We start from the raw sequence: 20,307 nt of genomic DNA on the forward strand, positions 1-20,307 counted from the left end.
ACGGTGTTGTTAACACCCCGGCAACTTTCCATTTGCTCGAAAAGTTTGACCCCACTATATAAGCGGCGACCTGTTGCCAAGGGGAGTGAGTCTTACGATGTCGGTCGAGGCCCTTGCAGACGATTACCGTCCCTCCGAGGACGAAGAGTTTATGAACGCGCGCCAGCGCGAATACTTTCGGAAAAAGCTCAACGCCTGGAAGGACGAGATCCTTCGCGAGAGCCGCGAAACGCTCGAAAACCTGCAGGAAGAAAGCACCAATCACCCTGATATGGCCGACCGGGCGTCTTCGGAAAGCGACAGGGCGCTTGAGTTGCGCACCCGGGACCGCCAGCGCAAGCTGATCGCCAAGATCGATGCCGCGCTCAAGCGGATCGAAGAGGGATCCTACGGCTTTTGCGAAGAAACCGGTGAGCCCATCGGGCTGGCCCGTCTCGATGCCAGACCGATTGCGACCCTGAGCCTTGAAGCGCAGGAAATGCACGAGCGGCGCGAGAAGGTCTATCGCGACGACTGATTGTCGAACCTTTAGAATCGTTTGCGGCGGCCCGTTGAAGGAATACTTCAGCGGGCTGTTTGCCGTTTACGCCAGTGAGATCTCCCGCGTGATGCCGATGGCGTCAAGGAACGGACGGTCGTGGCTGACCGCCAGCAAGGCGCCGTCATAGCCACGAAGTCCTGCCTCCACTGCCTCGATGGAATCGAGGTCGAGGTGATTGGTGGGTTCGTCCAGGATCAGCAGTTGCGGCGGGGTGTCGGTGCCCAGAACGCAGGCCAGCCCGGCTCGCAGGGTTTCGCCCCCGGAGAGCGAGCCGGTCATTTTCAGCGCGGCATCGGCGCGAAACTTGAACCGGGCCAGAGCCGAGCGGCAGGCGTTTTCGTCAGAAGCCGGATTGAGAGCCAGGAAATTCTCGCGCACGGTCTTTTGCGGGTCGAGGATGGAGACCTGCTGGTCGAGCAGGGCGTATGGCACATGCATACTGACAGTGCCCGCGAATGGTTCGAGACCGCCGGCCACGAGGCGGAGCAGGGTGGTTTTGCCCGAGCCGTTCGGACCGGTCAGGGCAATTCTTTCAGGACCGGTTATGGCAAGGGAGAAATCCTTGAGGATAGGGGCATCCCGATCGTATCCCGCCGTGAGGGCATCAAGTGTCAGCACCGTCCTGCCGGCGGGCAGGCCGGTCGGGGGCAATGCGATGGTAACGTGCTGGAGCACTTCGATTTTGTCGCGGGCCGCTTGAGCATCCGATTCCGCCTGTTGCCGTAAGCGGCTGGCAAGCCGGGCGTTTTCGCCCGCCGAGTTTTCGGCGGCGTTCTTCCTGCCATTGAGCAGGATTTTCGGCAGATCGCCCTTTGCGCGCCTGCGCTTGCCCGACGCGTCTGATTTCTGCTGGCGTTCGCGGGTCTGCTGGGCCTTCTTCTCGACGTGTGCCGCGCGCCTTTCGGCACTGGCCAGATCATGCTCTGCGGCCGCCAGTTCGATGGATTTGCGCTCACGATAGAGGCTGTAATTGCCGCCATAGGTCGTGGCACCAAGGCTGGTCAGTTCCACAATGGCGTCCATGGTTTCGAGCAGTTCGCGGTCATGGCTGACCACCACCGCTCCGCCGCGCCAATTGGCCAGAAGGTCGATCACCGCGTTGCGCCCATCTCTGTCGAGATTGTTGGTGGGTTCGTCGAGCAGCAGGAAATCGGGATCGGCGAACACCAGCGCGGCCAGCATGGCGCGGGTGCGCTGGCCGCCCGAGAGAGTTTCAAGCGGCGTTTCGGCGGTTGCGGGCAGGGAAAAGCGGGCGAGCGCTTCTTCGAGCCGGGCTTCGATCGTCCAGTCGGCATCGGCCAATTCGTCCGCGCTTGCCGTCCCGGCTGCGGCGCGGGCGAGAATGTCGATCTGGCCGGTGGCGCCGAACAGATCGGCAATGGTTTCGCCCGGGCCGGCCTTAAGCGACTGGCGCAGAAACCCGATGGTGCCATCGATGGTGACGCTGCCCGATTGCGGGACCAGCGCGCCGGTGATCAGCCGCAGGATCGTCGATTTGCCCACACCGTTGCGGCCCACAAGGCCGGAGCGCTGGCGGGAGAAGGCGAGATCGAGATCGGAGAAAAGCTGCGTGCCGTCAGGCGTTGAAAAGCTTAAGCGCGATAGCGTGATGTGTGCGGGCATAGATGGATTCCGTTCCGAGGCAATTGCGGTTTGCTGTCGGAAGAAAATCCATTTGGGCACACGTCCTGTAGGTGTTGCAGTTCGGCGCCAAATTAATCGCTAAACACCACAAGTCAAGCCGCGCAGGTTGACAGGAAAGCCATGCTGACGCTTTCTGCTGACATGGGCCCGAAAGCATTTCTCACGACCACCACGATTGCGCTTGCGGCGGCTCTTGCCACCGGGGCATCCGCCATGGACATTTCGGTCGGCTCGAACGTGCGGCTGAGCGCCGGGTATCTCTCGCTCAATCACGACGCCTCCCATCTCACTCCGCCGGGCGGACCGGGAATGGCAAGCTATGGCGATCCCACCTCGATCCTGAGCTATGAACCGCTCTATCAGGCCGATATCGAGTTCGTCGTTTCGGGACGCGGCGGAGAGGGCTGGTTCGATCTGATCGCCGGGTTTCCCATCGCGGCGGGCGGCACGTTCGGGGATCGCGACTATGAAGTCGGGCAGGCGCTTTATTCGGAAACCTTCAGCGATCTGGCGCTCGGCAATGGCGGCGATGTCAGCTTGCGCTACGGATTGCCCACCGACGGAACGCTGATCTGGAATGACATGGTCGTGCGCCCCTATGTGACCGGTGGTTTCGGGCTGCAGCGCTATGACGTGAACGGGTTGCGCTGCGGGGCCGCCTGTCCCAGCGGCCCGATCGCGTCCAGCGTCACGGTGATCGGGCACGACATGTTTTCGGCTTCAGCCGGGCTGGGCGTGTGGCTTGAAAACGAGATCTCGGAGGCCGAGACCATCGACCTGCGGTTCGAGATCAATGGCGGCTATCTCGGTGTCACCGACAGCCATTATCTGCGTGTCTGGAAACCGGCTCCTGCATCGGGCTACGACTTGGGGCCAGTGCCGAATGTTTTTTACAACCTGGCCACCGTGGGCGGGCTGGCCGAGGCAGCTTATCGCTATGAAACCGAGCAGGGCGCTTCGCTTTCGGCCAGCGTCTTCGCCGGCGGGCAGCTCGGGCTTGGCGGGGTGACTTTCGGCAGCGCCGGCGGCCCGCAAACCGGACCGCTCTGGGCGTGGTCGGTGGCGGGGCATGCCGGCGTCAGCCTCGGCGCGAGCGTTCCGTTTTAGGCACAGATCGCCGGACTGAGAGTAGGGCGTACAGCGCCTGGACGCTGCTACCCATACCGCTTTTTCAGATGCGCGATGAAGATGTCGGGGTCGAGCGTCGAGCCGGTGGCGCGCTTGATGAGGTCGGGGGTCGAATAGCGCGAGCCCTGCGACCAGATATTGTCGCTTCGCCATTGATTGACGCCGGAAAAGTCGCCCTTTGCGATTTCATCGAGCACGTTGGGGCGGGCCTTTTCGATGGCCTGCCACTGTTGCGCGGCCAGCATGGCGCCCAGCGTATAGCTGGGGAAGTAACCGAAGGCACCGGCGGGCCAATGAACGTCCTGCATGGGGCCGTCCTTTGGGTTATCGATGGTGGACAGTCCCAGATACTGGGTCATCTTCGCGTCCCAGGCCTCAGGTAGATCAACCACTTCGAGATCGCCACCGATCAGCGCCTGTTCCAGCTCGAAGCGCGCGATGATGTGGAGCGGATAGGTCACCTCGTCCGCATCGACGCGGATATAGCCGCGCTCGACCTTGTTGACCTCGGCCACAACGTCCTCGATCTCCCAGCCCTTGAGCGCATTTTCACCGAGATGCTGGGACACGATGGGCATGGCCCACTGCCAGAATTGCGGAGCATGGGCCAGTTGCTGTTCGACGAACAGCGACTGGCTTTCATGCATGGCCATGCCGCGCGCCTGGCCGACCGCCATGTGCGAAAGATCCTTGGGCAGACCCTGCTCGTACAGCGCGTGGCCGGTTTCGTGCAGAACGCCCATCAGGGCGGTGAGAAATTCTTCGGTCTTGTAGCGCGTGGTCATGCGCACATCGGTGGGCACGCCGCCGCAGAACGGGTGATGGGACACATCGAGCCGGCCATGGGTGAAATCGAACCCGAGAGCCTGCATCATGGACAGACCCAGCTCACGCTGCTTTTCAATCGGGAAGGGGCCTTCGACCGATTTTGCCGGACGCCTGGCGTAACGCTGTTCCTGGGCGTCGAGCGCTTCGGGCACGAAATCGACAAGGAAGGATTTGAGCTTTTCGAGCACTGGAGCCACGTCGGCCACGCGGTTGCCGGGGTCGAACTGTTCCATCAGCGCGTCATAGGGCTTTAGGCCCAGCACCTCGGCGCGCATCTGCGCCTCCTCACGGGCCAGCGCCACCACGCCCTCGAGCGCCGGGGCGAAGTTTGCCCAGTCATTCTTGGCCCGCAGGTCCCGCCAGAGCTGTTCGGAGCGAATTTCGGCCTGCGACTTGCGCACCACGAAATCGGCGGGCAGGCAGGTGGCGTTGGTATAGACGCGCTTGAACTCGCGCACCGCGAGCTTCTGGTCATCCGACAGGTCTTCGGATTCGGCCTTGGCGATCCAGTCGCCAATCTCGGGCGCCGTGGCGGTCTCGTGGCGCAACCCATAGAGGAAAGACACCGACTCCGCGCGCTTCTCGCCTCCGCCAACCGGCATGTTGGTCGCCTCGTCAGCGGAGAGGATGGCGATGGCGTGCTCGATGGATTCGAGTTTTTTGCCAAGGGTTTCGAGATCGGCGTAGGACATGGGAGGCTCCGGAGGAAAGATATTTGCCGGCGGCTTTGTAGCTGCGCTCGGTGGCGAAGAAAAGGAAAAGGGGCGCGCCGGGGAGGGCGCACCCCTTTTGAATCCGGCCCGACGGGGAAGACGGGCCGGTTAACCGGCTGCCGCAAAGTTGGGGAACGGCGGCCGGTTGGGGACTGGAGGCCGGTTGGGGACTGGAGGCCGTCTAGAACGGCAGGATAGCGTCGAGAATCTGCTGGCCGTAGCGGGGCTGCTGGACGTCGGTGATCTGGCCGCGGCCACCGTAAGCGATGCGCGCCTCGGCGATCTTGGTGGACGAGATCGTGTTATCCGATCCGATGTCTTCGGGGCGCACGATGCCGGCGACGATCAGGTCGCGAACCTCGAAATTGACCCGGACTTCCTGACGGCCTTCGATGACCAGATTGCCGTTGGGCAGCACCTGCGTCACCACGGCAGCGACCTGGGTGGTCACGCGTTCCGAGCGGTTGACCGAGCCGTTGCCGGCGTTGGAAATGCCCGAGGTCGTGCCCAGCGCCGCATCGGCGGAAACGTCCGCCGGGGCCACCGAATTAAAGATCGATCCCAATGCGCCGTTCAGCCCGGTGGTGTTGGACGAGGAGCGCGTGGCGGAGGTCGTGTTGCCGATCTGGGCGCGGTCATCGATGGTGACGATGACGGTGAGGATGTCGCCGATCTTTGCGGCGCGCTGGTCCTTGAAAAAGCCGCGCGCATCGGAGGAAAACAGCGAATTGGGCTGGTAGCTGGCCGGTTCGGCGGCGGGCATGGGCATGGTCACCGGACGATAGCCGGCGGTCACCGTGGGATCGACGATGGGCGTTAAGGCCGGAGCCTGACCGACATTGGCCAATCGGTCTGTGGTGGCGCAGGCGCCGAGCGTGGAAACGAGCAGCAGGCCCGTTGCGAGTTTGAGAAGTGCATTCATTTCAATTTCCCCGTTGCGTGAACGTCGCCCTTCCCCAAGGGCGACGGGTCGAAAGATCAGAGCCCGGCGAGTTGCTGGGGGCCTGAATAGACTGTGACAGTTCCGTTCTGCGTGGCGATGCCCTGCAGAACCTTGTTGGTCATGGTGTTGAGCACGGAAACCGGCTGGCTCAGGCTGGCGGAGTTGAGCGCCTTGCCCGTTGTGGTGAGGGTGAGGGCGCCTTGCTGGAAGACGACGGTCACCGAGTCGTTGCGCGAGATGATTTCGGGCGCGGCGATGTCGGAGGGCTTGAGCATGACGCCTTCGCGTGTCTGGCGCTGCAGCGCCATGCCCATGATCTCCTCCATTGCCACCAGGCCGGTGGATTCGGCGTAGGCCAGGGGGATCATGCGCATTTCGATGTCGTTGGGACCCAGAATGGTGCCCTGCGGCAGGGTGCGGGTGAGATGGGGTGCGGCGATCATGAGCTGAATCTGGCCGGAAACGTCGAGCGGGCGGTCGATACCAGAAACCTGGAAGCGGGCCGAAAAGCTCGATGAGCCGGGCATATAGCGCAGGATGGTCAGCGATGCGGGCGTGTCGGTATCGGCGGCGATCATGGCCGGCAGCGGCGCATCGAGCGCGATGTCCATTTCCATATCGGCGGTCAGGATGCCCCGTGCGCGCAGATCGTCCGCAATCAAATCGGAAAGCAGGTCCTGGCCGACATCGATGCCGACGCGGGCAACACGGATGCGATCGTAGCCGCCTGGCTCGAAACTTTCGATGCCGGCTGCCTTGACCGCGGCGGCAATGTCCTCGAGCGAGAGAACGCCCGAGGTGCCGGGAGCGGGCGCGCGGAACACTGCCGTTTCGGCAATGAGGCCCGCGTCCTCGAACAGGTCACCCACCGTTACGATGGCGGCGTTGACGGTCACGTCGCCGCGCAGCATGGGCTCGGCCTGCGCCGCGCCGGCAAGCGCGCAAACGGCGATTGCAAATCCTGTGCGTTTGAGAAGCGAAACGATCATCGTCGGTACCCCCTTTTTTTAGAAGTGCTAGCGAAGCTGGGCCGTGGCCTGGAGCATCTGGTCGGCGCCGGAAATCACGCGGGCGTTCATTTCGTAGGCGCGCTGGGCCGAGATCAGATCGGCCATCTCGGTCACCGCGTTCACGTTGGCGCTTTCGAGATACCCCTGAAGCAGGCTGCCCATGCCGTCGGCATCGGGCACGCCGATCTGGGCTTCGCCCGATGCGGCGGTTTCGAGAAACAAATTGTCGCCCATCGATTCCAGGCCCGCCTTGTTGACAAAGCGTGCCATCTGGAACTGGCCGAGCTGGACGGGTTCGGTGCCGCCGTTGAAGAACCCTTCGACAATCCCGTCGCGGCTGATCGAGACCGATGTGGCATCGGCCGGAATGATGATGCCGGGCTCGACCTCATAGCCGTCCACGGTCACCAGCATGCCCGCGGAATCGCGCTCGAAGGTGCCGTCGCGGGTATAGGCGGTGCGCCCGTCGGGCAGGTTGACGATGAAATAGCCCTCGCCACGGATGGCGACGTCGTTTTCCTTTTCGGTCGGCGCCACATTGCCCTGGCTCATGATGCGGGCGGTGGCCGAAACGCGGACGCCCGAGCCGATTTCGATGCCGACCGGAACCTGCGTTCCAGCTTCCGAAGTCGATGCGCCGGCCCGGCGATAGGACTGGTAGAGCAGATCCTGGAATTCGGCGCGCTGGCGCTTGAAGCCGGTGGTGCGCATGTTGGCGATGTTGTTGGAGATGACTTCGACATTGCGCTCCTGGGCGGCCATGCCGGTCGATGCGATGTAGAGGGCTTTCATCCGTCTTGCTCCTTTTAGTGGTCGCGCTTCCGAACCGAAAAAGTGGTGTCCACTTTTTCTGGAAGCCCTCGTTAGGCCTGAGTGTCGCCAAGGCGCTGGATGGCGCTGCGGCGCAATTCGTCTTGCTTGTTCATGAGGTCGGCGAGCGAGGAATAGGCCCGCGTCACCCGGATCATTTCGGTCATTTCGCCCACGCCCGAGACGTTGGAGCGCTCGAGAGCGCCCTGAACCACACGGGTCGTCGAAACGGGCAGCGGCGTGCCGCCGGCAAACATCGTGTCGCCGGTACGGGTCAGCGCCTGCGGGTTCTCGAATTCGACGATTGCGAGCTTGCCCTTGTTGCCGGCGCTCGAGGTGATCTCGCCCTCGGCGGTAATGGCGATATCTGTTTCGTCGGCGCCAAAGACGATGGGGTTGCCGCCATCGGAAAGCACCGGAAAGCCGTTCTGGGTGACCAGCGTGCCGTCGGACGCAATCTCGAGGGCGCCGTTGCGGCTGTAGCGCGTGCCCTCGGGGGCCGCGACGCTCAAGAAGCCCTCGCCGGACAACGCGACGTCGAGCGGGTTGCCGGTCTGGGTCATGCTGCCTGCGGCCAGATCGTGCATGGTCGCCCAGTCCTGGACGTAGGAAAGCTGCTGGCTGCCGCTCGGGAAGCTGCGGTCGGAGGCGACCGGCATCACGTATTCCTCGAACAGGATCGCCTCGGCCTTGAAGCCGGTCGAGTTGATGTTGGCCAGATTGTTGGCCACCACATCCATCTGCCGCTGGAGCGCCATCTGGCGCGACAGTCCGATCAGTTGCGCGTTCTCGATCATGCGCGTTTCCCCGTTAACACCTTTTGAGAACCCTGCCTCCCCAGGCCGAGCGTCTCGCAGATGACAATGCAGGGAGCGTGCCAACTCCATAAATTGTTATAAAACAATGTATTAGCTTGGCGGGGTGTTATCGGCTTCCCGGTTAGGGTTTGCCGATGGGGAAAAATCTACCCGGCAATACTTGCCGCCCTTAGGTAAATCGTAACCTTTCGTTAACCCTGTCTGGATTAGCTGTGGGCAAGGAAAAAGCGCTGAAAACCGGGGGATTCGGAAGCTGGCATGAGTGATGTGACCGAAACAGACGTTAACGCCACATCGGGCCCTGCCAAGAAGGGGATGCCCAAGCTGGTGCTGATCGGTGGTGGCGCTGCCGTGCTGCTGCTGGTTGCAGCGGCCGGCGCATGGTTTCTGACCCAGTCGGGCGGCGGTGCCGACCATGGCGCTGAAGTCGAGGTTGCTGCGGAAACGGCGTTTTACGATCTGCCCGACATTGCGGTCAATCTCAACAATTCCGGCGGCGGAGCCGAATTCCTGCGGCTGCGCATCGCGCTCGAAGTGCGCGACGAGACGATGATCGAAGTGATCGAGCCGCGCATGCCGCGGGTGCTCGACACCTTCCAGGTCTATCTGCGCGAGTTGCGTCCATCCGATCTCGAAGGTTCGGCGGGGCTCTACCGTCTCAAGGAAGAGCTGCTGCGGCGCGTCAACCTCGCTGTCTATCCGGCGAGCGTGGACAATATTCTGTTCAAGGAAATCCTGGTTCAATAGCGGGCGATCATGGCCAACGAGACGGGAAAATCGGATGGGGCGCTCGGGGACGACTGGGCAGCCATGCTCGAAGCGGAAGCGGGGGCCACCGATACTGAGGGGCGCGTTCTCAATCAGGACGAGATCGATTCGCTTCTGGGATTCGATTCCAGCGCCGCATCCAGCGTCGAGCTGACAGGTGTCCGGGCGCTCATCAACTCGGCGCTGGTTTCCTACGAACGCCTGCCGATGCTGGAAATCGCGTTTGACCGGCTGGTGCGGCTGACGACGACAACCCTGCGCAATTTCACCTCCGACAATGTCGAGGTTACCCTTGAATCGATCAGTTCGGTGCGGTTCGGGGATTATCTCAATTCGATCCCGCTGCCGGCCATCCTCTCGGTCATCAAGGCCGAGGAGTGGGACAATTTCGGGCTTCTGACCGTCGATAGCGCGCTGATCTATTCGATGATCGACGTGCTGTTGGGCGGACGGCGCGGATCGAGTGTCATTCGCGTCGAGGGGCGGCCTTATACGACAATCGAACTGGCGCTGGCCCGCCGGATGATCGAGCACATTCTCGACGACATGCACAAGGCATTCGAGCCGCTGGCGCCGGTCAATTTCAAGCTCGACCGCATGGAGACCAATCCGCGCTTTGCCGCCATCTCGCGGCCGGGCAACGCGGCGATCCTTGTCGAGTTGCGCATCGATATGGACGATCGCGGCGGCAAGATCGAAATCATGCTGCCCTATGCCACGATCGAGCCGATCCGCGAGCAATTGCTCCAGATGTATATGGGCGAAAAATTCGGGCGCGATCCGATCTGGGAGGGCCATCTGGCCACCGAGATTTACGCCGCCGATACCGAAATTTCCGCCGTGCTGCATGAATTGCAGCTGCCCTTGTCCAAGGCTCTCAATCTGGCCGAGGGGGATACGATCATGTTCGACATGACCCCGTCGGACCCCATTACGCTGCGGTGCGGCGATGTGGACCTGACGCGGGCGGTGATGGGCCATATCGGCAAAAATGTTTCGGTCCGGGTCACCCGACCGCTCAACCCGCCAAAGGTAACGATGGCGGCCTTCGAAGCGATGGAAGAAAAGGCGGAGGGCAAATGATGCCTCTTGGATTGATGATTGAGCTTGCCGTTGCCGTTCTTCTCGCAACGACAATCGGTTACTGCATTGTCCTCAACAGCCGAATCCGCAATCTGCAGGCCGACCGCGCCGCGCTCCAGCAGATGATTGCCGATCTTGTGCAGGCCACGACCATGGCGAACGGTGCCATCAAGGGGCTGCGGGAAACCGCCGTCGAGGCCGACGAAAAGCTCAACACCCGGCTCAACGAGGCCGAGCGCTTCGCCATCGAACTGGCCAACCACGTCAATGCCGGCCAGGCCGTCATGGATCGTATCGCCAAGATCACCCAGGCAGCGCGTACGCCGGGCGATGGTGGGGAGGGTAGCCGGGCCGGCAGCGCGCTCAGGACACTCAAGGACCACCAGAAGCGCCGGGAGCACGCTGCGTGAACCAGGTTCGTCTTCTGCCCGTCGTCGTTGTCGCGGCATCGGCCTTGCTGATGCTCAAGACGTTCGGCATCGTTTCCGGACAGGGCTATTTGCTCGGCGGGGTCAGTGCTGCGCAGGCGGCTGGCGGTGGCCAGGTCACCGAGGAAACCGTGGCTGAACCCGAAGCCGCGCCGGAAGCCGATCAGGAGCCGGAAGTCGAAATGTCGGCGGCCGATGCAGCCGCGGCGGCGCTTTTTGACAATTTCCCCACCGAGGACGCCGAACTTGCCGCGGCCGGGGACGCCGAGCCCGGTTCGACCGAGGCCCTCATCCTGCAGCGGCTTGCCGAACGCCGCGTCGAGCTCGAGAGCTTTGCCACTGAGCTTCAGACCCGGCTGGCGGTGGTCGAGGCCGCCGAGTTGCGGATCGAGGAGCGCATGAGCGAGCTCAGCGCCATGGAAGCCCAGATCAACGCGCTGGTCGACGCCCAGCAAAATGCGGAGGCCGAACAGTTCGCGGCCATCGTCGCCATGTATGAAAACATGCGGGCGGGTGATGCCGCCACGATCTTTAATGATCTCGACGAAGGCGTGCTGGTGAAAGTGGGGCAGGCCATGAACCCGCGCAAGCTGGGGCCGATCATGGCCAAGATGATCCCCGCCAAGGCGCAGCAACTCACCGTTCTTCTTGCCCAGACCGGGCCGACCGGCCCCGCCGAACCTCCGGCGCAGGAGTTCGCCAATTTGCCCCAGATCGTTGGCCAATAGCCGATCGCGCGGCTTTTGCCGTGCGTGGTAATCCCATCTTAAGCGCTGCTGCCTAGTGTGCCCTTGAATAAGGGCGGCAGGCAGAATGCTTTCGACCACAAGAAAACGTGGACGCCAGGTTTATGGGTATGGGGACGCTGCAAGAGCCATCTTGCTGGCGTTTTTTGCGTTGCTGGCGGGTATTGCGCCCGCACTGGCCCAGGAAAACATTATTTTCGAAGCTCAGCGGCATGAAAATTACGGCCGGCTGATCCTGACCTTTCCCGACCGCATGAAGCTGCCCGAACATACGGTAACCAGCGACAACGGCGTACTGGTCATCGCGGTTCCCGGCACGCCCATGGATGGGTTTCTGCCCGATATCGGCACCATTCTTGGCGAGTATCTTGCCGTCGCCCGGTTCGATCCCGATCGCACCGGCATCCGCATGGGGATGCGCGAGCAGTTCCAGATCAACACCATTGCCGCCGGCGAGCAGCTCTATATCGACCTTCTGCCCACCGACTGGGTCGGATTGCCCCCGGCGCTGCCGCCCGAAATCATCACGAAGCTGGCCGAGCGCGCCGAAGAGGCTGCCCGGATCGCCGAGGAGCGCCGCCGGGCCGAACTGGTGCTCGAATACAATCCCCAGCCCACGATCAGGGTGGGGCGGCATCCGACCTTCTCGCGCATCGAATTTAACTGGAACGTGGGCACCAAGGCCGAGTTCACCCGCGAAGGAGAGAGCGCCTCGATCCGGTTCGACTGGCCGGTGCGCGTCGATCTTTATCAGGTGCTGTCCGATCGCCCCGCACAGCTTGGCGAGGTGACCAACATCGTCCATGGGGCCGATACCGAAATCGTCATGGCCATTCCCGAGGATGTTTCGGTCCGGTTCTACGAGCAGTCGAGCACCGAGTTCATTCTCGATATCGACGTTCCCGGAGCCAGTGCCGAGGGGTTCGATCTGGGCGAAATTGCCGCGACCCTGGGCGGACCCGAAGCTGTCGCAGAGGGGGATGAACACGCCCAAACGGCCGAACAGCCGACCCATGACGGGCCGGACATCGTGCAGCCCTTTGTCAGCACGGTGGGACAGACGGTTCGCATCGTTTTCCCGTTCGTCGAGGAAACGCCCGCGGCCGTGTTCCGTCGCGGCGACGTGGTCTGGATGCTGTTCGATACCTCGGCCCGGCTGGTCAGCCCCGATGAACAGTCGGGTGAAATTCTCGATGGTCTGGCTCGCGATCTCACTGTCGAGAGCACGGGCGCGGCCTATGTGGTGCGCATGGTGCTCAACCAGAACCGGCTGGCAACGCTGGCTTCGGAGGGACAAAGCTGGGTTCTCTCGCTGGGTGATATTCTGCTGTCGGCCACCCATCCGGTAACGTTTGAGCGCCGCCGCTCGCCTTCGGGACTTTATGAAATGCTGGCCGATCTCGAGCGGCCCGCCAATGTGCATCAGCTTCGCGATCCCGATGTGGGCGATATTCTCGATGTGGTGACCACGTTTCCGCCGGCCCGCGGCGTGGTGCGCGATCTGGGCTTTGTGGATTTCGAAGCGCCGCGGTCGGTCCACGGGCTGGTCGTCAAGCCGCTCCATGAAGGGGTCAGCGTTTCCATCGAGGACAGGTTTGCTGTGATTTCCGCCGATGCCGGGCTTACGGTTTCGACCGATGACGGCCAGCGTCTTTACGCTCCGGCGTCAACCAGCGTCAGCGCCCTTGATCTCAATGAAATGATGACGCCCAACCCCGATGATTTCGTCTTGCGGCGCGACGAATATCAGGCGCGCGCCGCATTGGCCGAGGGCAGGGCGCTCGACCGGGCCCGGCTCGATCTGGCCCAGTTCTATCTGAGCAACGATTTCGCCTTCGAGGCGATCGGTGTGCTCAACGTCCTTTCGCGGGATCTGCGCCAGACCAGTCTGGAACACGAGCTCAATGCGACGCTTGCCGCCGCCAATGCCCTGGCCGGACGCCATGTCGACGCGCTTGCGCTGCTCAACGCGGAGATCATGCTCAACGATCCCGACGCGATGATCTGGCGGACCATCGCCAAGGTCGATGCCGGCGATTTCGCAGGCGCGCGGCTCGATGCGTTCGGGGGCGATCATGTCGTTGACAATTATCCCAACTGGATCAGGGCGCGCTTCCACATGGCGGCGATACGCGCCGCAGTGGAGCAGAGCGACGCCACAATGGCCGCCGACATGATCCGGGCTGTCGATCTGGCCGCTCTGACGCCCGATCAGGTTGCGCAGTATCAGCTGCTTTCGGCGCGGCTCGACCATATCAACGGGCTCGAGGATGACGCGCTGGAAGGCTATGGCCGGGTCATTGCCGCCGACCGGCGCGGCTCGACGGCGGAAGCTGTGCTGCACACCATCGAAATCCTGGACGATATGGATCAGCTCGATGTGGAAAAGGCCATCCACACCCTGGCTGTGCAATCGACCTTGTGGCGTGGCGACCAGCTCGAAATCGACATCGTCACCAAGCTGACCGACCTGCAATATCGCCATGGCGATTATCGCGACGCGTTCGTTCTGACACGGGAAATGGCCATGGGTTTTGAGGATAGCCGGGCGCTCGATCCGCTCCTGGCGCGGGCCCGTACCGAATTTTCCGGGCTGTTCCTCGATGGCCGGGCCGACGCGCTCGACGCGGTTTCGGCGCTCTCGATCTATTACGATTATCGGCACCTCACCCCACCGGGGGCCGAGGGCGACATGATGATCCGCAATCTCGCCCAGCGGCTGATCGAAGTGGATCTGCTCGCCCAGGCGTCGGAACTGCTGCTCTATCAGGTCGAAAACCGGCTCGATGGCGCTGCCCGCGCCCAGGTGGCGGCCGATCTGGCCATCATCTATATCGCCAACCGTGACCCCAATTCGGCGTTGCGGGTGCTCTATGAGACCCGGCTGGCCGGATTGCCGCCGGGGCTCGAACGCCAGCGTCGCGTGCTCGAAGCCAGCGCGCTCATTCACGCTCATCGCCACGATCTGGCGCTGGACCTGCTCTCGAGCCTTACGGGGCGTGACACCGAATTGCTGCGCATCGATGCTCTGTGGCAGGCCAGCCGCTATTCGGCGGCCGCTGAAATGATCGAGGCGCTTTATTCGCCCGATCTCGGCACCGGCACGCTCAGCCCCATGGCGCGCACCAATGTCGTCAAGGCGGCGGTGGGCTATGTTCTCTCGAACGACCAGATCGGGCTGGCCCGTCTGCGCAGTCGGTTCTCCGAGGCCATGTCGACAACCCCCGAATGGCCGGTCTTTTCCTTCGTTGTCGAAAATGTCGATCCCAACGGCGTCAATTTCCGCGAGATTGCCCGGCAGGTCGCCGATACCCAGGCCATCAACGCGTTCCTGAACGCCTATCGCGAGATTTACGCCGGCCAGAACGCTGTGACGCCGCTGCGCGCGGCGCCCGAGACGGGTGCCGTGGCGAGTTTGTAGGTGTTGGGCAGAATTGCCATTTGCCCCAGCGCTTCCCCGTGAAAACCGGGGTCTATGGGCGCAGCCTCCAGCATCGACGTTGACGGTGTGCTGATGGCCCCCGGCGTTCGCCGGGGATGCGGTGGATGGGGCACGCTTGCGACAACATTTGAACCGTTCAAGACGACCAAACTCTCCCTTGTCATTCCGGGATTTATTCCCGGAATCCAGCTAGAGGTGGGAGCGGCACGGCTCAAAGGCCGTGGAGTTGGCAATCGCTGATAGTGGGCCGGTGTATGCTGCGGTGCTGATCCGGCCGTCGCTTATGCTCCGGCGTTCGTGCCTCAAATCGCTCCACTGGAGCGATTTGACCTTGCCTTTGGCAAGGTCGGCACTCACCCCGTGAAACTTCTTATCAGCGATCCGGCAACAAGGTGCCAGCCGTCGACCAGCACGAAAAAGATCAGCTTGAACGGCAGGGAAATGATGACCGGGGGCAGCATCATCATGCCCATGCTCATCAGCACCGAGGCCACGACCATGTCGATGACCACGAAGGGCAGGAACAACAGAAAGCCGATCTCGAACGCCCTTCGGAGTTCGGAGATCATGAAGGCGGGAATCAGGATGCGCAGTTCGAGGTCTTCGGGGTTTTCCGGCGCCGGAGTTTCGGTCAGATCCATGAACAGCATCACGTCCTGGGGGCGGACATGGGTGCGCATGAATTCGTGCAGCGGGCCCGAGCTCAACTCGATCGCTTCGGTGATTTCGACCTCGCCGGCCACCAGCGGCTCTATTCCCAGCTCATAGCTTTGCTGCAGGGTGGGCGCCATGATGAAGGCGGTGAGAAACAGCGCCAGCGAAATCATCACCGAATTGGGCGGCGCGGTCTGCAGCCCGATGGCGGTGCGCAGCAGCGAAAGTACCACGACGATACGGGTAAAGCTGGTCACCATCACGAGAATGGAGGGCGCCAGCGCCAGAATGGTAATGAGCGCGATCATCTGGATCGCGCGCTCGGTCAGCGTGGTCTCGTCGCCGAAATCGATGGAGATGTCCTGGGCGATTCCCGTGGCGGGCAGCAGCAGGATGGCGGCGAGGCCAAGAGCAACGACAAGTGCCGCGCGGGGCGTTCGAGCCCGGCGCGGTGCGGTATCAGGACCTTGTTGCCGTGTCCTCGTAATCGTTTTCCCTCGCTTCAAGCAGCGGTTCGGGCTCCACGGTCGTGGTGGCCGACATGGCAACGCTTGTAGCTGAGTCGGCGGAGGCGCGGCCCTTATTGTCAGGCTTTCCCCCATCGAGTTTGGGTTCATTGTCCTCGACCGGGCGCAAAAGGCCCGTATGGCGCAGCGATTTGCCCATTGGCCGGGCAGGGGCCGCGGGCTCGGGCGCAGCAACGGCCGGAGTGGGTTCGGCGGCCCTGCGGCGCGGGCGCTGGACCTGCTGGACGGGTGGGGCTTCAAAGCCGCTTTCGACCACCAGGTCGTTGGGGCCGCCAATGACGATCAGATGCTCGGTCTGGTCGCGGCGGACGATGACGGCCTGGCGCTTGTTGTCGATGGCAATGGAATCGATGACCATGAGGCGCCGGTTGCGGCCACGGCCAACGCTGGCCGAGGCATCGCCTACCAGTTTGATGAGCCACACGGCGAGCACGATCAAAACGATCACGATGGCCAGAGCCACGATCATTGTCAGATAGCCGTTTTCACCGCCAAAAAGGCTGTTCAGAAATCCCACTGGCACGCTCCTGGAAATGGGCAACTCGTCCCGCGACACATAGCCGGACGCTTGGAGATGGGCAATAGCTGCCTACTATAGCTTAGCTTTGTTCAAAATTGGGAGATTTCCGGCCCTTGATGTCGGGTCGGTTAACGCGTCGTTAACCATAGGGTAGGCAATGTTTGCCCAGTTAACAGACTGTAACCGGATTCGGCGGACCGACATGGCCATTGGCGACCTGCCCATTTTTGCCGCGCTCAAGAACAGGATGCAGTGGCACCAGACCCGCCAGACGCTTCTGGCCGAGAACGTCGCCAATGCCGAAACGCCGGGCTATCGCGGACGGGACCTCGCACCGTTCTCCATCGAAAGCACGGCGCGCCGCTCGGGCACCAATGTCACGACGACGGCGACAAACCGCAACCATTTCTCGGTCGGGGGCGATCCAAGCCGCGCCATGGGCGCGCGGACGATGAACAGTTTCGAGATCATGCCCGAGGGCAACGGGGTGACGCTCGAAGAAGAGATGATGAAGGTCACGACCAACCAGATGGACTATCAGGCCGCGACCACGCTCTACACACGCTCCATTCGGCTGATGAAGATCGCGCTGGGCAAGAACGTATAGGACGCTAAGGCATGAACGACTTCATGACATCGATCAAGATCGCCGGGTCGGGGCTCAACGCCCAGACGGCGCGCATGCGGGTGATCGCCGAGAACATGGCCAATGCCGATTCCGCCGGGCATACGCCCGACGAAGACCCCTATCGCCGCAAGGTGCCGACCTTCCATGCGGTGCTCAATCGCGAGCTCGGCGCCACGGAAGTGGCTGTCGGGGCGCTCGCCACCGACATGAGCGACTTTTCCTCGCGCTATGAGCCGGGTCACCCGGCGGCCGACGAGAACGGGTATGTCAAATACCCCAACGTCAACACGCTGATCGAGACCATGGACATGCGTGAGGCCCAGCGCACCTACGAGGCCAACCTCAACGTCGTCACCGTCTCGCGCCAGATGCTGGGGCGGACGCTCGATATTCTGCGCGGTTAAGGGAGGGCTTCGAGCAATAGTGGTTTCCACTTTTGCGGTTCGGAAGCGCGACAACCAAAGGAACTAAGTTCATGAGCACGCCATTCAATGCAGCCGCAGCAGCGTACGGCAACGTCTCGCGCCTGGTTTCCGATCAGGCTGGCGGCAAGCTGACCGCGCCCGCCGCCTCACCCTCCGGCGCCGATTTCGGGCAAATGCTGGCCGAGCAGCTCAGCGGCATCGTCGAGACCGGGCAGCGCTCCGATCAGGTCGCTGTCGACATGATCAACGGCAAGGCCAACGTCGTCGACGTCGTGACCGCGCTGGCCGAAACCGAGTCGGCGATGGAGACCATGGTCACGGTGCGCGATCGGGTGATCTCGGCCTATGAAGAAATCATGCGCATGCCGATCTAGCCCGTCTTTTGGGCGTGGCCCCTGAGTACACCGAGGGTCCATTGGGCGTCAGAGCGTGTACAATAGGCTCGATTCGGCAGGAGCCATTCCCATGAGCGGGGCAGAAACTCTCGACATCGCCACCTCCGGCATCTGGACCCTTATCATCGTTGCAGGGCCGATGATGATTGTGGGACTGGTGGTCGGCGTCATCATCGCCTTGTTTCAGGCTTTGACGCAAATCCAGGAAATGACACTGGTTTTCGTGCCCAAGATCATCGCGATCTTTGTCACGCTGCTGGTGACGCTGCCGTTCATGGGCGCCACGATGAGCGCTTACATGACCCAGATCGTCGACATGATCATTACGGGCGGATAGCGGGGAATGAGCGTCAGCTGGGGCCCCGATGTCGCCTATTATTTTTTCCTCATTTTCGCGCGCCTCGGCACGATCCTCATGCTGTTGCCGGCGCTGGGGGAATCGACGATTCCCACGCGGCTGCGCCTGACCTTTGCGCTGGCGTTTTCGCTGATCCTCTACCCGCTGATCCTGCCCAATCTGGGGGCGGTTCCGGTGACGCTGGGCGGGCTCATGACAGCGCTGGGGCATGAACTTGCCGTCGGATTTATCCTCGGGGGGCTGACCCGGCTTATTATCACCGCCGCGCAGGTCGCAGGTGCGGTGATTGCGTTCCAGATGGGGCTCTCGATGGCCCAGACCTCCGATCCCACCCAACCGGGGGTGCAGGGGGCGATCGTTGGCAATTTTCTGGCCATGCTGGGCGTAACGCTGATTTTCGCCACCGATCTGCATCATGTGCTGCTGGCCGGTATTTATGCCAGCTACAGCTATTTTCCGCCCGACGCGCCGCTCATGCTGGGCGACGCGGCGCAGATGGCGACCGAGATCGTGGCACAGGCGTTCCTGATCGGCACGCAGATGTCGGCGCCGTTTCTGGTTTTCGGCCTGGTGTTTTACCTGGGGCTGGGCATTCTGGGCCGGCTGATGCCCCAGATTCAGGTGTTTTTCATGGCCATGCCGGCCAACATCATCATCGGGCTCGTCCTGTTCGCGCTGCTGCTCAGCGTCACGATGGGGCTCTATATGAGCTATCTCGAAGATCATTTTTCGCAGTTTCTGGGTTAGGTCATGAGCGACGACAAACCCGAACAGAGCGAAAAGACAGAAGACCCCTCCCATAAGCGGCTCGAGGACGCTCACAAGAAGGGCGATGTGGTCAAGAGCCAGGAGGTGACGACCTGGTTCATGATCCTGGGGTCGGCACTGATCTTTGCGTTCGTGGCGCCGATGACCAGCGCGCAGATCATGACGAGCCTTGGAGATTATCTCGGCCGTGCAGACCTTTACGAGGTGGGCGGGCCGGGGTTCAACCAGTTCGTTTACGGCGCGACGATCAGCCTTTTGAGCGCGCTTTTGATTCCCATGATCCTTCTGGCGCTGTGCGGGATAGCCGGGAACATGGTGCAGCACCGCATGGTGTTTTCCGCTGAAAACCTCAAACCCAAATTCTCCAAGGTCTCCCCGCTGGCCGGGGCCAAGCGGCTGTTTTCAACCGAGGCGCTGGTCAATTTCGCCAAGGGGCTTTTCAAGCTCGTCGTGTTTTCCACCATCATGGTGCTGGTGGTCTGGCCCGACAGGGACCGGCTCTCGACCATCATGACCGCCGACCCCATCGTGACGCTGGAACTGTTCCAGGAAATCGGCATCAAGATCTTCATTGCGACGCTGATCGCCATCACCATCGTGGCGCTGCTCGATTACATCTACATGCGCCACAAATGGTGGCAGCGCCAGATGATGACGGTCAAGGAAGTGCGCGATGAATACAAGCAGATGGAAGGCGATCCGCACGTCAAGGGCCGTATCCGCCAGATCCGCATGGAGCGCAGTCGCAAGCGCATGATGGCGGCGGTGCCCGATGCGACGGTGGTGGTGACCAACCCGACCCACTTCGCCGTGGCGCTCAAATACGATAAGGATATGGCGGCGCCCCAGGTTCTGGCCAAGGGCGTCGATGCGATTGCGCTGAGGATTCGCGGTCTGGCCAAGGATCACGACATCCCGATCGTCGAAAATCCGCCGCTGGCCCGGGCGCTCTACGCGGGTGCCGAGGTGGGGGAAACCATTCCGGCTGAGCATTTCAAGGCAGTTGCGCAGATCATCGGCTATGTGATGCGGCTGAAAAACCGCTCAAGCTGGAAGAGCGGAAATTAGGGTCGACCCTAACCGAGACTGTTAATGAGCGGTTAATCCGCACTACCCAAGGCGAAGCGGGT

21 protein-coding genes are annotated in these 20,307 nt (G+C 62.1%); 13 read left to right on the forward strand and 8 right to left on the reverse strand.

Translation table 11 applies throughout. From position 1 onward, the window contains the following. Positions 1–97 precede the first annotated feature (97 nt). Positions 98–517 (forward strand): RNA polymerase-binding protein DksA, encoded by a 420-nt coding sequence (dksA, locus tag OF122_RS08330; RefSeq protein ID WP_264227308.1) that lies wholly within the window; start codon positions 98–100, stop codon positions 515–517. 66 nt (positions 518–583) lie between these two features. Here the strand turns inward: dksA and OF122_RS08335 are convergent, their stop codons facing one another. Further along, a complete protein-coding gene (locus tag OF122_RS08335) occupies positions 584–2,164 on the reverse strand; it encodes an ABC-F family ATP-binding cassette domain-containing protein (protein ID WP_264227309.1) in 1,581 nt (526 codons plus the stop codon). Positions 2,165–2,305: 141 nt separating this feature from the next. Here OF122_RS08335 and OF122_RS08340 point away from each other — a divergent pair, with 141 nt between their 5' ends. Further along, positions 2,306–3,292 carry a hypothetical protein gene (locus tag OF122_RS08340; protein WP_264227310.1) on the forward strand — a complete coding sequence of 329 codons (987 nt, stop codon included), beginning with the start codon at positions 2,306–2,308 and terminating at the stop codon, positions 3,290–3,292. A gap of 47 nt (positions 3,293–3,339) precedes the next feature. Here OF122_RS08340 and OF122_RS08345 read toward each other — a convergent pair whose 3' ends face one another. From OF122_RS08345 to flgF, 5 genes are all read right to left on the reverse strand, one after another. Beyond that, positions 3,340–4,833, reverse strand: coding sequence for a carboxypeptidase M32 (locus OF122_RS08345; protein ID WP_264227311.1), 1,494 nt, complete (start codon positions 4,831–4,833; stop codon positions 3,340–3,342). A 202-nt stretch (positions 4,834–5,035) separates the two neighbouring features. After that, on the reverse strand, positions 5,036–5,776 hold the full coding sequence (gene flgH / locus OF122_RS08350; protein ID WP_264227312.1) for a flagellar basal body L-ring protein FlgH: 741 nt from the start codon (positions 5,774–5,776) through the stop codon (positions 5,036–5,038). 56 nt (positions 5,777–5,832) lie between these two features. Then, positions 5,833–6,786: a flagellar basal body P-ring formation chaperone FlgA gene (gene flgA, locus OF122_RS08355; protein WP_264227313.1), complete on the reverse strand. Its 954-nt coding sequence runs from the start codon at positions 6,784–6,786 to the stop codon at positions 5,833–5,835. Between the two features lie 27 nt (positions 6,787–6,813). Beyond that, entirely contained in the window at positions 6,814–7,599 is a 786-nt protein-coding gene (gene flgG / locus OF122_RS08360) for a flagellar basal-body rod protein FlgG (RefSeq protein WP_264227314.1), read from the reverse strand. A gap of 71 nt (positions 7,600–7,670) precedes the next feature. Next, complete coding sequence (gene flgF / locus OF122_RS08365; RefSeq protein ID WP_264227315.1) at positions 7,671–8,414, reverse strand: flagellar basal-body rod protein FlgF; 744 nt, start codon at positions 8,412–8,414, stop codon at positions 7,671–7,673. Between the two features lie 279 nt (positions 8,415–8,693). On the opposite strand from flgF, the gene OF122_RS08370 reads away from it, so the two are divergent. From OF122_RS08370 to OF122_RS08390, 5 genes are all read left to right on the forward strand, one after another. Continuing rightward, positions 8,694–9,182: a flagellar basal body-associated FliL family protein gene (locus OF122_RS08370; RefSeq protein WP_264227316.1), complete on the forward strand. Its 489-nt coding sequence runs from the start codon at positions 8,694–8,696 to the stop codon at positions 9,180–9,182. A 9-nt stretch (positions 9,183–9,191) separates the two neighbouring features. Then, the gene (gene fliM / locus OF122_RS08375; protein WP_408636319.1) at positions 9,192–10,286 is read left to right on the forward strand and encodes a flagellar motor switch protein FliM; all 1,095 of its coding nucleotides are present in this window, start codon (positions 9,192–9,194) and stop codon (positions 10,284–10,286) included. Continuing rightward, a complete protein-coding gene (locus OF122_RS08380; RefSeq protein ID WP_264227317.1) occupies positions 10,283–10,696 on the forward strand; it encodes a DUF6468 domain-containing protein in 414 nt (137 codons plus the stop codon). Before fliM ends, OF122_RS08380 begins: the two co-directional genes overlap by 4 nt. Next, a complete protein-coding gene (locus OF122_RS08385; protein WP_264227318.1) occupies positions 10,693–11,442 on the forward strand; it encodes a MotE family protein in 750 nt (249 codons plus the stop codon). The genes OF122_RS08380 and OF122_RS08385 overlap by 4 nt, the downstream gene beginning before the upstream one ends. Positions 11,443–11,527: 85 nt before the next feature. After that, positions 11,528–14,881, forward strand: coding sequence for a hypothetical protein (locus tag OF122_RS08390; RefSeq protein ID WP_264227319.1), 3,354 nt, complete (start codon positions 11,528–11,530; stop codon positions 14,879–14,881). 374 nt (positions 14,882–15,255) lie between these two features. On the opposite strand, the gene fliP is transcribed toward OF122_RS08390, so the two are convergent. Together fliP and OF122_RS08400 are read right to left on the reverse strand one after the other, a co-directional pair. After that, positions 15,256–16,062, reverse strand: a complete 807-nt coding sequence (fliP, locus tag OF122_RS08395) for a flagellar type III secretion system pore protein FliP (RefSeq protein WP_408636320.1) — start codon at positions 16,060–16,062, stop codon at positions 15,256–15,258. Next, positions 16,016–16,600, reverse strand: a complete 585-nt coding sequence (locus tag OF122_RS08400; RefSeq protein ID WP_264227320.1) for a flagellar biosynthetic protein FliO — start codon at positions 16,598–16,600, stop codon at positions 16,016–16,018. Before OF122_RS08400 ends, fliP begins: the two co-directional genes overlap by 47 nt. A 205-nt stretch (positions 16,601–16,805) precedes the next feature. Here OF122_RS08400 and flgB point away from each other — a divergent pair, with 205 nt between their 5' ends. The 6 genes from flgB to flhB all read left to right on the forward strand — a co-directional run bounded on the left by flgB (position 16,806) and on the right by flhB (position 20,245). Further along, positions 16,806–17,210, forward strand: coding sequence for a flagellar basal body rod protein FlgB (flgB, locus tag OF122_RS08405; RefSeq protein WP_264227321.1), 405 nt, complete (start codon positions 16,806–16,808; stop codon positions 17,208–17,210). Positions 17,211–17,221: 11 nt separating this feature from the next. After that, entirely contained in the window at positions 17,222–17,635 is a 414-nt protein-coding gene (flgC, locus tag OF122_RS08410) for a flagellar basal body rod protein FlgC (RefSeq protein WP_264227323.1), read from the forward strand. Positions 17,636–17,706: 71 nt separating this feature from the next. Then, positions 17,707–18,030 (forward strand): flagellar hook-basal body complex protein FliE, encoded by a 324-nt coding sequence (locus OF122_RS08415; RefSeq protein WP_264227324.1) that lies wholly within the window; start codon positions 17,707–17,709, stop codon positions 18,028–18,030. A gap of 91 nt (positions 18,031–18,121) precedes the next feature. Continuing rightward, positions 18,122–18,388, forward strand: a complete 267-nt coding sequence (gene fliQ / locus OF122_RS08420; protein WP_264227325.1) for a flagellar biosynthesis protein FliQ — start codon at positions 18,122–18,124, stop codon at positions 18,386–18,388. Between the two features lie 6 nt (positions 18,389–18,394). Beyond that, positions 18,395–19,156 carry a flagellar biosynthetic protein FliR gene (gene fliR, locus OF122_RS08425; protein ID WP_264227326.1) on the forward strand — a complete coding sequence of 254 codons (762 nt, stop codon included), beginning with the start codon at positions 18,395–18,397 and terminating at the stop codon, positions 19,154–19,156. Positions 19,157–19,159: 3 nt separating this feature from the next. Continuing rightward, positions 19,160–20,245: a flagellar biosynthesis protein FlhB gene (gene flhB / locus OF122_RS08430; protein ID WP_264227327.1), complete on the forward strand. Its 1,086-nt coding sequence runs from the start codon at positions 19,160–19,162 to the stop codon at positions 20,243–20,245. The last annotated feature ends 62 nt before the right edge of the window (positions 20,246–20,307 follow it).

Source organism: Pelagibacterium flavum, assembly GCF_025854335.1.
Taxonomy (GTDB): Bacteria; Pseudomonadota; Alphaproteobacteria; order Rhizobiales; family Devosiaceae; genus Pelagibacterium; species Pelagibacterium flavum.

Bases quoted from the DNA above. Each gene is read 5' to 3' on its own strand.
- dksA (WP_264227308.1), top strand. From the start codon at position 98: ATGTCGGTCGAGGCCCTTGCAGACGATTACCGTCCCTCCGAGGACGAA.
- OF122_RS08335 (WP_264227309.1), bottom strand. From the start codon at position 2,164: ATGCCCGCACACATCACGCTATCGCGCTTAAGCTTTTCAACGCCTGAC.
- OF122_RS08340 (WP_264227310.1), top strand. From the start codon at position 2,306: ATGCTGACGCTTTCTGCTGACATGGGCCCGAAAGCATTTCTCACGACC.
- OF122_RS08345 (WP_264227311.1), bottom strand. From the start codon at position 4,833: ATGTCCTACGCCGATCTCGAAACCCTTGGCAAAAAACTCGAATCCATC.
- flgH (WP_264227312.1), bottom strand. From the start codon at position 5,776: ATGAATGCACTTCTCAAACTCGCAACGGGCCTGCTGCTCGTTTCCACG.
- flgA (WP_264227313.1), bottom strand. From the start codon at position 6,786: ATGATCGTTTCGCTTCTCAAACGCACAGGATTTGCAATCGCCGTTTGC.
- flgG (WP_264227314.1), bottom strand. From the start codon at position 7,599: ATGAAAGCCCTCTACATCGCATCGACCGGCATGGCCGCCCAGGAGCGC.
- flgF (WP_264227315.1), bottom strand. From the start codon at position 8,414: ATGATCGAGAACGCGCAACTGATCGGACTGTCGCGCCAGATGGCGCTC.
- OF122_RS08370 (WP_264227316.1), top strand. From the start codon at position 8,694: ATGAGTGATGTGACCGAAACAGACGTTAACGCCACATCGGGCCCTGCC.
- fliM (WP_408636319.1), top strand. From the start codon at position 9,192: ATGGCCAACGAGACGGGAAAATCGGATGGGGCGCTCGGGGACGACTGG.
- OF122_RS08380 (WP_264227317.1), top strand. From the start codon at position 10,283: ATGATGCCTCTTGGATTGATGATTGAGCTTGCCGTTGCCGTTCTTCTC.
- OF122_RS08390 (WP_264227319.1), top strand. From the start codon at position 11,528: ATGCTTTCGACCACAAGAAAACGTGGACGCCAGGTTTATGGGTATGGG.
- flgB (WP_264227321.1), top strand. From the start codon at position 16,806: ATGGCCATTGGCGACCTGCCCATTTTTGCCGCGCTCAAGAACAGGATG.
- flgC (WP_264227323.1), top strand. From the start codon at position 17,222: ATGAACGACTTCATGACATCGATCAAGATCGCCGGGTCGGGGCTCAAC.
- OF122_RS08415 (WP_264227324.1), top strand. From the start codon at position 17,707: ATGAGCACGCCATTCAATGCAGCCGCAGCAGCGTACGGCAACGTCTCG.
- fliQ (WP_264227325.1), top strand. From the start codon at position 18,122: ATGAGCGGGGCAGAAACTCTCGACATCGCCACCTCCGGCATCTGGACC.
- fliR (WP_264227326.1), top strand. From the start codon at position 18,395: ATGAGCGTCAGCTGGGGCCCCGATGTCGCCTATTATTTTTTCCTCATT.
- flhB (WP_264227327.1), top strand. From the start codon at position 19,160: ATGAGCGACGACAAACCCGAACAGAGCGAAAAGACAGAAGACCCCTCC.